We start from the raw sequence: 14,823 nt of genomic DNA, 5'->3' as shown, positions 1-14,823 counted from the left end.
TCGGCATCAAGTCTACGACCGAGCGCCGACACAGCCTCGAACGACAGGCGGAGGAAGCGCCCTCAGACGGCGCGGAGCACGTCGAGAGCGTGCTGAAGGTCCGCGGGATAGCGCGAGGCAAACTCGACGTACTCGCCGCTCGCGGGATGGCGGAACCCCAGCCTCATGGCGTGCAGCCACTGCCTGCTCAACCCCAGCCGGGCCGAGATCGTGGGGTCCGCACCGTACATCGCGTCGCCGACACACGGATGCCGCTGCGCCGCCATGTGGACACGAATCTGATGCGTGCGCCCTGTCTCGAGGTGAATCTCGAGCAGCGAGGCGGACGGGAATGCCTCGAGCGTCTCGTAGTGGGTGACGGAGTCCTTGCCGCCCGCGACGACCGCAAACTTCCAAGCAGAAGAAGGATGGCGACCGATGGGCGCGTCGATCGTGCCGCGCAGGGGATCCGGATGCCCCTGCACGACCGCGTGATAGACCTTGTCGACATCGCGGTCATGGAACGCCCGCTTCAGCTCCGTGTAGGCGCGCTCCGACTTCGCGACGACCATGAGGCCGCTCGTGCCGGCATCGAGCCGATGGACGATGCCCGCTCGCTCGGCGGCACCTGACGTCGAAATGCGGAAACCTGCACCTGCGAGGGCGCCAAGGACGGTCGGTCCCGTCCAGCCGATAGAGGGATGCGCTGCTACCCCCACCGGCTTGTCCACGACGACAATGTCGTCGTCATCATGCACGACTTCGAAGCCGGGGACGACGGCCGCCTCGATCGTGGGAGCCGACCGCGGCATCCACTCGACCTCGAGCCATGCACCCGAGCGCAGCCGGTCGGACTTTGCCGCGGTCACGGAGTCGATGCGGACGCCTCCCGCCTCGATGACCTCGACGGCGAAACTACGGGAGAACCCCATGAGCTTCGAGAGGGCCGCGTCGAGGCGCTCGCCCGCGAGGCCGTCGGGAATAGGGAGACTGCGAGATTCCATGGCTCAGCCGCGGTCGCGCCGACGGTCGGCGTCAAACGCGGCATCCGACACGGTGGATTCCTGGGCGAGCACGTCGTCAGCGCGGACTGCCGACTCTCGCGTGCCGTCGAGACGCACTCCGCGAAGCGTGAGAATCACGAAGAGCCCCATGCTCGAGACGATGAAGATGTCCGCGATATTGAAAATCGCAGGGAAGCCCCACACCTCGATGAAGTCGATCACATGGCCGACCCCGAAGCCGGGCTCACGCAGCAGACGATCCGTCAGGTTGCCCAGCACCCCGCCCAGCAGCATCCCGAACAGCAGAGCCCAGCTCAGGGCACGGATGCGACGCGCAAACACAAGGATGACGACCGTGACGACGGCAGCCGCGATGGAGAAGATCCACGTCGAGCCGCTCGCGAGCGAGAAGGCAGCACCGGGGTTGCGGACGAAGGTGAACTGCAGCAACTCGCCCAACACGGGTTCGCTCACCCGTTCCGGCAGGGTGGTGACAACCCAGTGCTTGCTGAGCTGGTCTGCGCCGTATACGAGGATCGCGACGCAGACCAGCGACAGGAGCGCCCGGAGCCGGGAGCGAGGTGCGGAGGCGGGAACTACCGGCTCAGTTGCCGACAAAGCCCTGGAAGTTGGCCGGGGGCTGATGCGCGGGAACGCCGTAATCGCCACCGAAGTCGCCGGCCGGAGCGTTGGATCCGCCCGTGTTCACCGACTCGGCGGAGTCCAGCTCACGCAGCTGGCCCTCGATGTAGCTCTTGAGGTTCGAACGATAGTCGCGCTCGAAGGAGCGCAGTTCATCGATCTGAGACTCGAGCGCCGTGCGCTGCTGCTCAAGCTCCGCCACCTTCTTGCCGTGCTCGGCCTCGGCCTCGGAGACCAGCCGCGCCGCGGTTGCCTGGCCCTCAGCGATAAGAGCGTCGCGCTTCTCGATGCCCTCGCGGACGTGCTCCTCGTGGAGACGACGTGCGAGCTGCAGAAGGTTGTTGGTGCTGCCCGTCTCGTCGAGGCCGGGTGTGGTCTCTGGAGCTGCCGCTGCGGGCGCGGGAGCCGCAGGAGCGGGCTCAGGGGCCGGAACGGGCTCGGGAGCGGGAGCGGACTCCGAGTAGGAGGGAGCCGCCTGCTGCTCGCCACCGCTGCGCTGCAGCTCCGCGATGCGGGACTCGCTCGCGACGAGGCGCTGGCGAAGCTCCTCGTTCTCCTGGCCGAGACGGCGGAGCTCGACGACGACCTCGTCGAGGAAGTCATCGACCTCGTCCTGGTCGTAGCCCTCGCGGAACTTCGTCGGCTGGAACCGCTTGTTGACCACGTCTTCAGGCGTAAGGGCCATTCTCGTCACCTCTGATGATTCTCTTCTCGACCGGCAGTGCCGCCGGTCCTGACCGTGCAATGAGCCCCTTGGCGAGGCATCGAAGCGTCGCCGGGCACCGGACCTTCACTAGATTACAGGGAACCGGCGAATTGGCGACCCCACGAGACTACATAAAGCAACACCAACACCACGAGCATCACGATGCTCCACGCGAAGTCGAGCGAGATTCCGCCGAAGCGAACCGGCGGCACGAGGCGCCGGGTGAAGCGAACCGGGGGGTCCGTGAGGGTGTAGACCCCCTCCGCCACCACGAGTACAGCGCCGCGCGGTCGCCAGCGCGGTTGGAAAACAGTGACGAGCTCAAGCACGAAGCGAGCCCACATGACCAGGAAGTAGACGAAAAGAGCGATATAAGCGATCGTCAGCAGGACAGCGAGAACCACGGGCGGTGTTCGCCCGGGTCTACTGGTGTCCGAAGACGGACTCAGCGTCGTCGGAGAGCCCCTGCTCCCCACTAACGGCAACGTGTGCCGGCGAGAGGAGGAAGACCTTCGAGGTGACCCGCTCGATCTTGCCGTAGAGCCCCTGAGACAGGCCGCTCGCGAAGTCGACGAGACGACGAGCATCCGGTTCGCTCATCTGGGAGAGGTTGATGATGACAGGGATGCCCTCGCGGAAGCTCTCGGCGATAGCCTGTGCATCCTTGTACTGGCGGGGGTGGACGGTGAGGATCTCGTTCATCTCGGTGGGTCCCACTACTCGCGCGGGCGTGGGACGACGAAGCGGCGTCACCGGTGCACGCTGGGCTGAATTCTGGGCGGGAGCCGGAGCAGGAGCGGCATTCTGGACCGGAGCGGGAGCGGCCTGGGCGGGCTGCTCGTCGTAGTCGAACTCCTCATCGGCAAGTCCGAGGTAGACCATCGTCTTGCGAAGCGGATTAGCCATCAGTGTTGAGCCTCCTGGTCGTTGTGTCTCGTCACGAGATTAACCCCGGCTCGGCCGATTTCCCGTGATTGCGGAACCGATGCGGAGGTGTGTCGCGCCCTCGAGGATCGCGTCCGCGAAGTCGTGCGACATTCCCGCCGAAATGCGGTCCGCGTGTGGCTCGAGGGCCCGCACGCGCTCGGATGCGGACCGCAGCCGGGCGAAGGCCCGACGCGGTTCCTCATCGAGCGGAGCGACCGCCATAATGCCCCGAAGGCGCAGCGCATCCGAGGCCAGCACCTGTTCCACGAGCGCCTCAAGACCCGCCTCGTCGACACCTCCTCGCGAGGGGTCCTCCGTCAGATTCAGCTGCACAAAGCAATCGATCTCGGTCGTTGCGCCGACCGAGAGCGCGTCCACAAGGCTCTGTCTGTCCAAGGAATGAATGCTGTGGGCGTACTCGCGCACTGCCCGCGCCTTCTTGCTCTGCAACTGACCGACGAAGTGCCATCTCGGCGGATCCGACGAGAGCTCGGCCGCCTTGACCTGAGCCTCCTGGTGCCGGTTCTCACCGAAGTCTCGAACACCGAGGGCCATGAGGTCACGGATGAGCGACAGGGGCTGGAACTTCGACACGACGATGAGCGTGAGCTCGTCGACCGAGCGGCCGGCGGTGGCCGCGGCATCCGCGATCTCGCCCTGCACTCGTGCGAGGCGCTCGGCGAGCCCCGGATCGGGACTCGGATGCTGCGGCCGTTCCGTCACTTCAGGAAGTCGGGGATGTCGAGATTGTCGTCGTTGTCGTCGAAGACAGGGTCGCTGGGCGCCTTAGGAAGCTCGGGCTCGGCGCTCCACGCCGCCTGACCGCGGTCCCCCTCCTCGGTAGCCGCAGGGACGGCCGCCGAAGTGGCCTCGTCACCGGGGTCGACGAAGTTGGAGCGGTGGCCCTGCCGCTTGACGACAGGTTCGCCGCCATCGAAGCCGGCGGCGATGACCGTGACGCGGACCTCGTCGCCGAGGGTGTCGTCGATCACGGCGCCGAAGATGATGTTCGCCTCGGGGTGCACCGCCTCCTGCACGAGCTTGGCGGCATCGTTGATCTCGAAGATGCCGAGGTTGGAGCCGCCCTGCACCGAGAGAAGCACTCCGTGAGCACCGTCGATGCTGGCCTCGAGAAGGGGGGAAGCGACCGCCAGTTCGGCCGCCTTGATGGCGCGATCGGCCCCGCGCGATGAGCCGATGCCCATGAGCGCCGAGCCGGCGCCCTGCATGACCGACTTGACGTCGGCGAAGTCGAGGTTGATGAGGCCCGGGGTCGTGATGAGGTCGGTGATGCCCTGAACACCGGCGAGGAGGACCTGGTCGGCTGTCGCAAAGGCTTCGAGGAAGCTGATGCCCCGGTCACTGATCTCGAGAAGGCGATCGTTGGGAACGACGATGAGGGTGTCGACCTCGCTCTTGAGAGCCGCGATGCCGAGCTCGGCTTGTGCCGCGCGCCGCTTGCCCTCGAAACCGAAGGGACGCGTCACGACACCGATCGTGAGCGCACCGATCGACTTGGCGATGCGAGCCACCACCGGCGCACCGCCCGTCCCGGTTCCGCCACCTTCACCCGCCGTCACGAAGACCATGTCGGCACCCGCGAGCGCCTCCTCGATCTCGTCCGCGTGGTCCTCGGCCGCGCGGCGACCGACCTCGGGATCTGCGCCCGCGCCGAGACCGCGCGTGAGCTCGCGGCCCACGTCGAGCTTGACGTCGGCGTCGCTCATGAGGAGCGCCTGAGCATCCGTGTTGATGGCGATGAACTCGACTCCGCGAAGCCCGAGCTCGATCATGCGGTTGACCGCATTGACGCCGCCGCCGCCGATGCCGACGACCTTGATCACGGCGAGGTAGTTCTGGTTTGTTGACACGTCCGGCCTCCGCTGGGAACCTTCAACCTCTAGTAGAGGCTTAAAGTTATGCTCAGTATGTATTTCCTGCATGCGACGGTATGCGCGAGCCTCCCCTGCTCGCCCCACTCACGCGGGCGTGTCGCGAAACCGTGCGCGAATTCGCAGGATACGCGCGCATTCTGGTCAGAGCGGACGAACCACAGCGCTGAGGGGAGCCGTGACATCGAACTCGACAGCGGAACCCCCGCCGTGGGCAGCCATGAGCCGCTCGAGAACGCGAGCCTTGAGCTCGGAGCGCTCGGCACTCCCCCACACCACGCGCTGCCCCCCGCCAGCGAACACGAGGGTGACGTCGTCGAGTGTGGATGCGGCGACCCGATCCACCTGGGCGAGCAGAGGAGCAGGGAGAGCCAGAAGCACCTCGATGGCGGCGGCGAAGACATCTCCGCCGACCTCATCCTCCTCTAGCTCGAGCAGCGGTACCCCCGCCGGCCGTGTCTCGGACTGCTCGATCTCCACCCCGGCCGGGTCGATCAAAAGATACCCGTCTCCCGCCATGACCGAGGCGACCGGCTGCCGCTCTGACACGTGGATCACGAGAGTATGCGGGGGAATCGTCTCAGTCACGTAGCTCCTGATGAGCGGAAAGTCAGAGAGATCCTGCGTGAGCTGATCAAAGTCCACGAGCGCGAGAGGGGTGCCGAGCTGCGAGTCCACCGCGTCCTGGACCTCGCTCGCATCGAGTCGGGAAGTCCCCGTGACGCGGATCTCTTCAAGGGCGAGCAGGGGCGAGAACACCGCCGTCGCGATCAGAGCCCCGAGCGTCACGACTACGCCGCCTGTGACGAGCCACGCCATGCGACGATTCCTCGCACGCCGCGTGAACCGCCGCACCTCGGCACGCTCGAAACGTCTCCGCTCCGCCGCAGCACGGCGAGCATCGCGCTGCGCAGCCTTGGCCTGGGCACGAGCCGAAGCCGCGGCGCGTTGCGCCTCGCTGGGCTCTGGCCTTCGGGCGGAACGCATCCGCTTAGGCGCGCTTTTCTCATCGCCCTCGGGCTTCAGACGTCGCAGCTTCACGGACCCTTGTTTCGGTGACTCCGCCCGTGTCGGCGCAGTCCCTTGGGGCTGCTTCGAGCGCGAAAACCGGGCGCGCCCCGTCGGCTGGGTGTCCTCCTCGGGCAGGGAAGAGCCGCGCGGGTCGAAACCCTCAGGCCGTCGCATCCGTCGAGGAGTTCTTTTCGAGGGCAGCGAGCAGCTGCGGGATGATCAGGTGAATGTCGCCCCCGCCCATGGGGATCACAACATCCCCCGGGCGAACGATAGAGGCGATGTAGTCGACCGCGGACGACCAGTCATCGATGTAGCGGCCGGCTGCGGCATCCGTGAATCGTTCCGCGATGAGCATGCCCGTGACGCCGGGGATGGGCTCTTGACGGGCCGGATAGATGGGAACGACGACCGTGTGGTCGGCGAGGCGCTCGAACGTGTCCGCGAACTCCTGCGCCATGTCTTGAGTTCGTGTGAAGAGGTGTGGCTGGAAGAGCGGGATCAGACGGCCCGTGCCCGCAACCCCCCGCGCGCCGGAGAGGGCCGCTTCTACCTCGGTGGGATGATGCGCGAAGTCGTCGAAGACGCGGACGCCGCCGACCTCGCCTCGGAACTCGAAACGCCGCTCTGCCCCCTCGAAGTGTTCAAGCGCAGCGACCGACTCGACCGGATCGAAGCCGAGACCCACCAACACCGCGAATGCGCCAGCGGCGTTCAGAGCGTTGTGCGCCCCCGCGACCCGCAGTCGAACGGCGTGATCGACCCCCGCCCACTCAATCGAGAAGGTGACGGTTGGCCCCGTGTCCACTCCGTGGATGCGCACATCAGCACCCTGCGACATCCCGAAGGTGATGACGCGGCGTGCGGCCAGTTGACCCGTGATCTGCACAGCCCCCGGATCGTCAGCGGAGATCACGACGAGCTCGGCAGCCGTCTCCGCGAAACGTACGAATGCGTCGGTGAAGGCTTCGCGGGAGCCGTAGTGGTCGAGGTGATCAGGATCGACATTCGTGATGAGCACGACGGACGTGTCGTACAGCAGGAAGGAGCCGTCGGACTCGTCAGCCTCGACGACGAACATCTCACCCTCACCGTGGGCCGCGCTCACCCCCAGCTCTCGGATGACTCCGCCGTTGACAAAGCTGGGCTGCGCCCCGAGGCGCAGCAGCGCGGTCGCGAGCATGGCCGTCGACGTCGTCTTGCCGTGTGCACCCGCGACCGCGACGAGTCGGGAGGATCGGGTGAGCCAGGCGAGCGCCTGCGCGCGATGCAGAGAGGGAATGCCCCGCTCTCGCGCCGCCAGGTACTCTGGGTTGTCCTCCGCGATCGCGCCCGTGACGACGATGGCATCGACGTCGTGTACATTCGCCGCGTCGTGGCCGATCATGATTTGGATACCGCGCTCGCGCAGCGCGTCGACCGTCGCACCTCCGCGCGAATCGGAACCCGTGACGGCGATCCCCTGCTCATGGAACATGGCGGCGATGCCGCTCATCCCCGCGCCGCCGATCCCGACGAAGTGCACGGCGGAGAGGCGATCGGGAATGGGGGTTGAGAAGTCCGACTTGATCATCGCCCCTACCGTATCCCGCCTGCCTCGTGCACGACTTCGATCATGCGCGCGGTTCCGTCGCGAACGCCGATGCGACGCGCCACTGCGGCCATCGCCGCGAGGGTGGCGTCGTCCGCCATGAGCGGGAGCAGCTGCGCATGCAACCACTCCCCTGTGAAGGCCGCATTCTCGACGAGCATCGCCGCGCCCGCCTCGACGGCGTTGCGCGCATTGAGCCGCTGCTCCCCGTTGCCGATCGCGAGCGGAATATACACGGCAGGGATGCCGAGAGCGGTGAGCTCGCTCACGGTGGCCGCCCCCGCGCGAGAGACCGCAAGGTCAGCAGCAGCGAAGGCGAGGTCCATGCGGCTGCAGTAGTCGAGCGCGCGGTAGCCGGGCATCGCGGCGGCGGTGGCTGAGCTGTCACGCTCCCCCGTGATGTGCAGCACCTGCCATCCGGTGCCGACCAGCTCCTTCACCGTGTTCCGAATCGTCTCATTGATGCGTTGGGCGCCGAGGGAACCACCCGTCACCAGCAGGGTGCGACGCTCCGGGTCCAGGCCGAAGCGCTCGATCGCCTCCGGCCGTAAGGCCTCCCGATCGAGCGACTCGATCTCGGCCCGCAGGGGCATGCCCACCGTGCGAGCGTGACGCAAGGGCGTACCGTCGAACGCGACCGCAACATGCCGGGTGAGGAGACTGCCCAGGCGGTTCGCCATGCCGGGCCGCGCATTCGCCTCGTGCAGGGCGATCGGAACCCGTGCGCGCCGAGCCGCGAGATAGGCAGGGGCGGCAACGTAACCCCCGACACCCACGACAACGTCGACGTCACGCTCTGCGATAAGAGTCGCGATGCCATGGATGACACCCCGCAGCCGGGCTGGGAAAGCGAGCGCCGCCCGGTTCGGCCGTCTGGGGAACGGCAGCTTCTCGACCGTGACAAGCTCATAGCCGCGCTCGGGAACCAACCGTGATTCGAGGCCCTCCGCCGTACCGAGAACGATGATGCGGGCATCCGCCTCGTCTCTGCGGAGCCGGTCGGCGATGGCGAGCAGGGGGTTCACATGCCCCGCAGTGCCACCCCCGCACAAGAGGTAGGTGGTCACTGCCGAGTCGCCCTCCCCCGCGCTCCGGTGGATACCGGTCGTCGGGCGAACGACAGCACGATTCCGATGGCGATCATGCCCGAGATGAGCGCAGTGCCTCCCGCCGAGATGAAGGGCAGCGGAACGCCGAGCACCGGGAGCACCCCGAGGACGACAGCGATGTTGACGAAGGCCTGCCCGATGATCCACACCATGACAGTGCTGACGGCGACCCGTGCGAAAGGATCCGTGTTGGCACGGATGATCCGGACGAAAGCGATCATCATCACGACGAAGAGCGCAAGCACCGTCACCGCGCCCAGAAGCCCGAGCTCCTCGCCGATGATCGCGAAGATGAAGTCGTTGTCGGCCTCCGGAAGCCAATTCCACTTCGACTTCGAGTTGCCAAGGCCGACCCCGAAGAAACCCCCGGATGCGAGGGCCCACCAGCCGTGAAGCGTCTGCCAGCAGAGGCCGTCGTAGTCATCGACGCCCACGCATCCGTTCTGCCACGCATCGATGCGGCTCTGACGGGATGCCGTGCTCGCCGCGAACAGTAGCGCCACCGAGACCATGGCGAGGATCGCGACGCCGAGGTGACGGAGGCGAGCACCCGCGAAGTAGAGCGTGCCGAGCACCATTGCCACGAGGATCATGACAGTGCCGAGGTCACCGCCCGCGAGCACGAGGCCGATCGCGACGGCCGTGACGGGCCCGAGCGGCAGGAGCAGTTCCTTCCACTCGCGGATGCGCCCCTGCTTGCGCGAGAGGATAAGCGCCATCCAGATGACGAGCGCCAACTTGACGGTCTCGGACGGCTGGAAGCTGAGCGACTCGCCGAGCCTGATCCAGTTCTGGTTGCCGTTGACGTCATAGCCGAGGGGAGTTGCCACCGTGAGGAACTGCAGAGTGACGGCCGCCATGATCGCGATGGGAGCCCACCGCTTCCAGAAGCTGCTTGGCGCGCGGGAGGCGACGAGCATGAGCGGAATGCCGAGGGCGGCAAAGAGGGCCTGCCGCTCGAAGCCGCCGAAGAACTGCTGCGACTCCGTGTAGGACGTGACCGAGGAGGCGGACAACACCATGACGAGACCGAATGCGACAAGGAAGAGTGTCGTGCCGAGAAGCAGGTAGAAGTTGCCCGTCTCTGCGCCGAAGAGGCGGCGGACCGCGACGACGGCTGCACCCCCGCGCGGCGGTGCGTCGCTCCGCCCCGGGCCAGCGCCCGCATCGCGCTCGGGGGAAGCGACGAATCGTGTCGTCGGCATCCGTCGTCCTCCCCGCTCAGTCACTCACCTAGTCTCAGCCACGGGCACGCGATCCCGATCACCCCGGGGCGCGTGTCGCGTAACGGTGCTCAGCCGAGGGCAGGTCCGAGGCCGCGAAGCGCCGCGTTGAGGGCTGAGACGGGCACGCCCACGGAGCGTGCGAGGGCAGCGGCGGCAAGCACGCGCGCAACCCCCTCGCCGGTGGCAAGGCCCGCTGAGCCCAGAAGATCAACCGTTGCGAACTCCAGTGCGGAGGCATGGCGCTCCTCGAGGAAGGCACGGTCGCACAGGATCCCCTCGACGACGCCAAAGTCGCTCGGCCCCGGAATGCCCAATCCAAAGCCGATCGCGCGGCAGCCCTCGATGACCTCCGCCTCCTCGACCATGTGCATGGTCTCCTCGTCATCGCGGTTGTACACGCATGCGACCTGGGCGTTCGTGTATACGCGGGCGAGATCGGAATCCGCTCCTCGCTGCCCCTCGGATGAGAGGCACGCCGCTGCGACGGCCGAGACCGAGGTCGCGAAATGCAGATCGTCGCCACTGGCTGCGATCACGACGCACTCCCAGCCCTCGGGCACGCGAATGGCGTCGAGCACGGGAACACCCGCTTCTGTCGCCCCGCAGGCCATGACGCGCCTTCCGGCCGCCAGCAGCATCGCCTCGGCGAGGTGGGCCGTCGAACCAGCGCCCTCACCGCCCGTCACGAGCAGCCAGGGAGCGGGTTCACCCACCTTGTCGCGAAGACGCCACGCGAGCTCGAGTTCGCTCACGACGGCAGTCTCTCCCCGCACCGCCGCGACGAGCGGATGCCGCGGACCGAAGTCCGCCGTCACGACGGCAACCTCCGGCTCGATCGCTTGGAGAACGGAGACAGCGTCAGAATCGGCGGGGATAAGCCGCAGTCGTCCGCCGATGACCGAGAGGAGTTCCTCGCGATCCTGCGTGTGTCCGCCCGGCGACAGCACCGTGACATCCGCCCCGAGCTCCAGCAGCGTATCCGCGACCGCGAAGCCCCGCGCATCCAGCCCCAGCACGGCGACCCGGAGGCCCCGCCAGTCGTCGTGCCAGCTCACGAGGGAATCCCAGCGAGAAGTCACGGCAGCAGCGCCAACCATTCGATGTAGAACAGGAAGATCCCGCTCGCGACGAAGAGGGCAGCGATGAGCCAGAAGCGTACAACGATCGTGACCTCGAGCCAGCCCACCATCTCGAAATGGTGATGCAACGGACTCGCCCGCCAGATGCGCTTGCCCTTGGTTGCTTTGAAGTAGAGCCGCTGAATGATGACCTGGCTCGTGACGACGACGAAGATCCCGCCGAGAAGGATCAGGAGCAGCTCGGTGCGGGAGAGGATGGCGAGAGCCGCCAGCGCGCCCCCCAGCCCGAACGACCCCGTGTCACCCATCATGATCTGAGCCGGAGAAGTGTTCCACCAGAGGAATCCGATGAGGGCTCCAACAATCGCGGCGGCGATGACGGCCAGGTCGAGAGGGTTGGACACGACGTAGCACTGCTCGGCGACAGCAGGGTCGAGTCGCGGCGCGAAACACGATTGGTTGTACTGCCAGAAGCCGATCACGACATAGGAGCCGATGGCGAAGATCGACGAACCCGCCGCGAGCCCGTCCAGACCGTCGGTGAGATTGACCGCGTTGGAGACGCTGGTCGTGAGGAACGCCATCCACACGATCGCGAGCACCGTGCCGAGCCCGACACCGAAGATTGCCACAAGGTCGAGGGCCGGAATGTCGCGTACCAGGGAGATCGCCGCCGACGCGGGGCTCACCCCGTTCTGGTCGCGGTAGCTCAGAGCGAGCGCCGAGAAGAGGATCGACACAAGCACACTGCCGATGATCTTCGCTGGTCCGCTCAGGCCCAGACTGTTCTGCCGCGTCACCTTCATGAGGTCATCGATGAAGCCGATCAGGCCGAGGCCGAGCATCATGAGGATCACGAGCATCGCCGCGACGGAGGGTCGTTCCTGACCGGCGAGATTGCCGATGAAATACCCCACCACGGCAGCAAGGATGAAGACGACTCCACCCATCGACGGTGTCCCACGCTTGACGACATGAGTCGTCGGGGTGTCTGCCCGAATGAACTGACCGAGATTCATCCGCCGAAACGTGCGGGCGAACAGCGGCGTGAGCAGCAGCGAGAATACAAGGGAGACGCCCGCCGCGAGAAGCAGCGCGATCATCGCACGCGACCCCCCGTGGCCTCGCGCGTCCGGAGCGCGGAGACGACATCCTCGGCACCGGGAACTCCCGCGAGCTTCAGCAGCACGACGTCATCCGGACCAAGATCATCACGCACCCGATCGTAAGCCTCGGAGGCGGTGCTGACGAGGACCGACTCTCCGTTCCACGACCCCTCCAGCCCCGCAGCATTGTGGATGTGACGCGCGTCATCGCCGACCACGATCGCCTGCGAGAGGCCCAGACGGACGATCATCCGCCCGATCCGGTCGTGTGCCTCACGAAGCTCTTCCCGCGACAGCGCGCCAGGTGCATCGAGGGGGCCGAGAACCGCAACGGTGCGGCGGCCCTCCGTGCCGAACATGGCGAGCGCCTTGAGTGCGGCCACGACAGAGACGGCGCTCGCGGAGGCGGAGTCGTCAATGACAAGGGTGCCATCGCGGCGCGAAAGGGGACGCATGACGCCCTCGCCGACGTCGCCGAGGGAGGAAACCGCATGGATCGCGGTCTCGAGGGCAACACCGGCGCCGGTTGCGGCGGCGAACGCTGCGAGAGCGTTCGCCGCGAGATGCTCCCCCAGCAGAGCAAGGCTCACGTGGCGCGACTCCCCCGCCGCCGACACGGTGAACTCGGTGCCTGAGGATCGCGCAACGAGTCCGTGTGCACGGACGTCGGCCGGAGCATCCGTGCCGAAGGTCACCACTCGCGCCCCCGAGACGCGCACCGCGTCAAGCAGCTGCTGGTCATCAGACGGTGCGACCACGACGGAATCCGGATGCACGGAGGACAGCACCTCGCTCCACGACCGCACCTCATCCGAGCCGTCGGCGCGGGTCTCACCGCGCGAGAGCAGGACCACAACGCGGGGCCACTCGAGCTCCGGCGTCGAAGCGGCGATGGCTTCGAGCATCCGCCGGGTCGAGCGGCGGCCCGCCATGCCCACGACCGTGGCGTGCAGCGCAGGAATGGGCGGTGTCGCGCTCGCCTGCACGGAACTCGGCGGCACTATGCCCAACCCGCCTCGCGGAGAGCCGCACGGGCCTCGTCACGCGCCGAGTAAGGGGTGCGGACGCCGCGAATGTCGCGATAATCCTGGTGCCCGGGACCTGCCCAGAGGATGGAGTCCCCCTCCTGGGCGAGCGACACCGCATGGCGGATCGCCTGCTCAGGCGGGCTGACCTCGTGCAGTTCCGCCTGATTCTCCGCAAGGTGCGCACCCTCGATGAGGGTCGCGCGGATAGACGCGGGATCCTCGAAGCGCGGGTGATGGTCCGTGATCACCAGAATGTCGGAGTACTCCGATGCGATCCGCCCCATCTCGTGCCGCTTGCTCGCATCACGGTCGCCGTCCGCGCCGAAGACCATGATCGTGCGGCCCGTCGTGAAGGTACGCACCGCCGTGAGGGTGTTGAGGAACGCGTCGGGGCTGTGCCCGAAGTCGACGAATACTGCGGGCCCGCGCTCACCCGACACGCGCTCGGTACGACCGGGCAGGTATGCGGCGATTCCGTCCTTGATGGCATGCCCGATCGCTTCAAGCTCGAACCCGGCCTCGACGAGCATGACAATCGAGAGGGCTGCATTGGCGGCCATGTGCCGCCCGATCAGGGGAACGCTCGTCTCGATGAAGCGATTCTCGGGGCCCGTCAGGCGGAAGGCGGTGTACTCGGCGCGCTCCTCGAGCACCTCGAGCTGCCATTCCGCCTCGACACCCTCCGTCGCCGACACGGTCGACACCGGGATGCGCGAGGCCTCGACCACGCGCTCTCCCCACGGCGAATCGAGCGACACGACACCGCGGCGGGCCCGATCCGGATCGAAGAAGGCCAGCTTCGCCTCGAAGTACTCCTCCATGTCGCGGTAGTCGTCGAGGTGGTCGTGGCTGAGATTGGTGAACCCGACCACATCGAAGGTAATTCCGTCGATGCGGTTGCGGCTGAGCGCCTGAGCGCTTACCTCGAGCACGACAGCGCGCACCTCACTCTCCCGCATGCGGGCGAGAAGAGCGTGGATCTCGCTCGCCTCCGGCGTCGTGAGCCGGCTCACGACCGTGAGCTCGCCGATGTGCCTCTCGGCCGTCGTGCTCAACCCTGTGACGAGACCGAGTTGGCGGAGGATCGCTTCGAGGATGTAGGAAGTGGAGGTCTTACCATTCGTCCCCGTGACCCCGAGGGTGAGGGGCGGGCGCTCGTTGGTCTGATAAAGCCAGGCCGAGACCTCGCCGAGCGCAGCGCGCGGCGAGTCAACGAGCACGATGGGAAGACCCGCGTCGGCCGCTAGCTCAGCGCCCCGAGCATCCGTCATGAGAGCGACGGCACCCGCCTCGCGGGCAGCCACCGCAAACTCAGCACCGTGTGCGGCAGCACCGGGAACTCCCACGAAGAGGTCCCCCGGCTGCACCTCATTGGAGCGCAGGGTGATACCCGTAATCTCAACACCGTCGAGCGATCCGACGGAGTCGAGGCCGAACTCGGAGACGAGACCGATCAGGGATCTCGCCGACGGATGCTCCGGCCGAAGGACCGGGGGAATCCGATCAGGCAATGGGTCCTCTTT

At 66.9% G+C, this 14,823-nt stretch carries 15 protein-coding genes; all 15 read right to left on the bottom strand.

The window, feature by feature from the left end; translation table 11 throughout:
- Positions 1-62: 62 nt before the first annotated feature.
- Complete coding sequence (locus tag OH146_RS00695; RefSeq protein ID WP_265156370.1) at positions 63-983, bottom strand: RluA family pseudouridine synthase; 921 nt, start codon at positions 981-983, stop codon at positions 63-65.
- 3 nt (positions 984-986) lie between these two features.
- Entirely contained in the window at positions 987-1,601 is a 615-nt protein-coding gene (lspA, locus tag OH146_RS00690) for a signal peptidase II (protein ID WP_308214928.1), read from the bottom strand.
- On the bottom strand, positions 1,588-2,310 hold the full coding sequence (locus OH146_RS00685) for a DivIVA domain-containing protein (RefSeq protein ID WP_265156368.1): 723 nt from the start codon (positions 2,308-2,310) through the stop codon (positions 1,588-1,590). The genes lspA and OH146_RS00685 overlap by 14 nt, the downstream gene beginning before the upstream one ends.
- 113 nt (positions 2,311-2,423) lie before the next feature.
- Complete coding sequence (locus tag OH146_RS00680; RefSeq protein ID WP_265156366.1) at positions 2,424-2,735, bottom strand: YggT family protein; 312 nt, start codon at positions 2,733-2,735, stop codon at positions 2,424-2,426.
- A 19-nt stretch (positions 2,736-2,754) separates the two neighbouring features.
- Entirely contained in the window at positions 2,755-3,237 is a 483-nt protein-coding gene (locus OH146_RS00675) for a cell division protein SepF (protein ID WP_265156364.1), read from the bottom strand.
- Between the two features lie 39 nt (positions 3,238-3,276).
- Complete coding sequence (locus OH146_RS00670) at positions 3,277-3,981, bottom strand: YggS family pyridoxal phosphate-dependent enzyme (RefSeq protein WP_265156362.1); 705 nt, start codon at positions 3,979-3,981, stop codon at positions 3,277-3,279.
- Positions 3,978-5,129: a cell division protein FtsZ gene (gene ftsZ, locus OH146_RS00665; protein WP_265156360.1), complete on the bottom strand. Its 1,152-nt coding sequence runs from the start codon at positions 5,127-5,129 to the stop codon at positions 3,978-3,980. Before ftsZ ends, OH146_RS00670 begins: the two co-directional genes overlap by 4 nt.
- Before the next feature lie 165 nt (positions 5,130-5,294).
- Positions 5,295-5,969, bottom strand: a complete 675-nt coding sequence (locus tag OH146_RS00660; RefSeq protein ID WP_265156358.1) for an FtsQ-type POTRA domain-containing protein — start codon at positions 5,967-5,969, stop codon at positions 5,295-5,297.
- Positions 5,970-6,321: 352 nt separating this feature from the next.
- On the bottom strand, positions 6,322-7,734 hold the full coding sequence (gene murC, locus OH146_RS00655; protein ID WP_265156356.1) for a UDP-N-acetylmuramate--L-alanine ligase: 1,413 nt from the start codon (positions 7,732-7,734) through the stop codon (positions 6,322-6,324).
- A 5-nt stretch (positions 7,735-7,739) separates the two neighbouring features.
- On the bottom strand, positions 7,740-8,819 hold the full coding sequence (locus OH146_RS00650; RefSeq protein ID WP_265156354.1) for a UDP-N-acetylglucosamine--N-acetylmuramyl-(pentapeptide) pyrophosphoryl-undecaprenol N-acetylglucosamine transferase: 1,080 nt from the start codon (positions 8,817-8,819) through the stop codon (positions 7,740-7,742).
- The gene (gene ftsW, locus OH146_RS00645) at positions 8,816-10,090 is read right to left on the bottom strand and encodes a putative lipid II flippase FtsW (RefSeq protein WP_265156352.1); all 1,275 of its coding nucleotides are present in this window, start codon (positions 10,088-10,090) and stop codon (positions 8,816-8,818) included. Before ftsW ends, OH146_RS00650 begins: the two co-directional genes overlap by 4 nt.
- Positions 10,091-10,155: 65 nt before the next feature.
- Entirely contained in the window at positions 10,156-11,142 is a 987-nt protein-coding gene (locus OH146_RS00640; protein WP_265156350.1) for a Mur ligase family protein, read from the bottom strand.
- 20 nt (positions 11,143-11,162) lie between these two features.
- A complete protein-coding gene (gene mraY, locus OH146_RS00635) occupies positions 11,163-12,269 on the bottom strand; it encodes a phospho-N-acetylmuramoyl-pentapeptide-transferase (RefSeq protein WP_265156348.1) in 1,107 nt (368 codons plus the stop codon).
- The gene (locus tag OH146_RS00630) at positions 12,266-13,273 is read right to left on the bottom strand and encodes a Mur ligase family protein (protein ID WP_265156346.1); all 1,008 of its coding nucleotides are present in this window, start codon (positions 13,271-13,273) and stop codon (positions 12,266-12,268) included. The genes mraY and OH146_RS00630 overlap by 4 nt, the downstream gene beginning before the upstream one ends.
- Positions 13,273-14,811, bottom strand: coding sequence for a Mur ligase family protein (locus tag OH146_RS00625; protein ID WP_265156344.1), 1,539 nt, complete (start codon positions 14,809-14,811; stop codon positions 13,273-13,275). Before OH146_RS00625 ends, OH146_RS00630 begins: the two co-directional genes overlap by 1 nt.
- Positions 14,812-14,823: the final 12 nt, after the last annotated feature.

This window comes from Homoserinimonas sedimenticola (genome assembly GCF_026094475.1).
In the GTDB taxonomy this organism is placed as follows: Bacteria; Actinomycetota; Actinomycetes; order Actinomycetales; family Microbacteriaceae; genus Homoserinimonas; species Homoserinimonas sedimenticola.
Note: the sequence above shows the minus strand (reverse complement) of the source record. Positions and strands in the feature narration are given on the sequence as shown.

Excerpts from the sequence above, each read along its gene's own strand:
- OH146_RS00695 (WP_265156370.1), bottom strand. The coding sequence starts at position 983 with ATGGAATCTCGCAGTCTCCCTATTCCCGACGGCCTCGCGGGCGAGCGC.
- OH146_RS00685 (WP_265156368.1), bottom strand. The coding sequence starts at position 2,310 with ATGGCCCTTACGCCTGAAGACGTGGTCAACAAGCGGTTCCAGCCGACG.
- OH146_RS00660 (WP_265156358.1), bottom strand. The coding sequence starts at position 5,969 with ATGGCGTGGCTCGTCACAGGCGGCGTAGTCGTGACGCTCGGGGCTCTG.
- mraY (WP_265156348.1), bottom strand. The coding sequence starts at position 12,269 with ATGATCGCGCTGCTTCTCGCGGCGGGCGTCTCCCTTGTATTCTCGCTG.
- murC (WP_265156356.1), bottom strand. The coding sequence starts at position 7,734 with ATGATCAAGTCGGACTTCTCAACCCCCATTCCCGATCGCCTCTCCGCC.
- OH146_RS00675 (WP_265156364.1), bottom strand. The coding sequence starts at position 3,237 with ATGGCTAATCCGCTTCGCAAGACGATGGTCTACCTCGGACTTGCCGAT.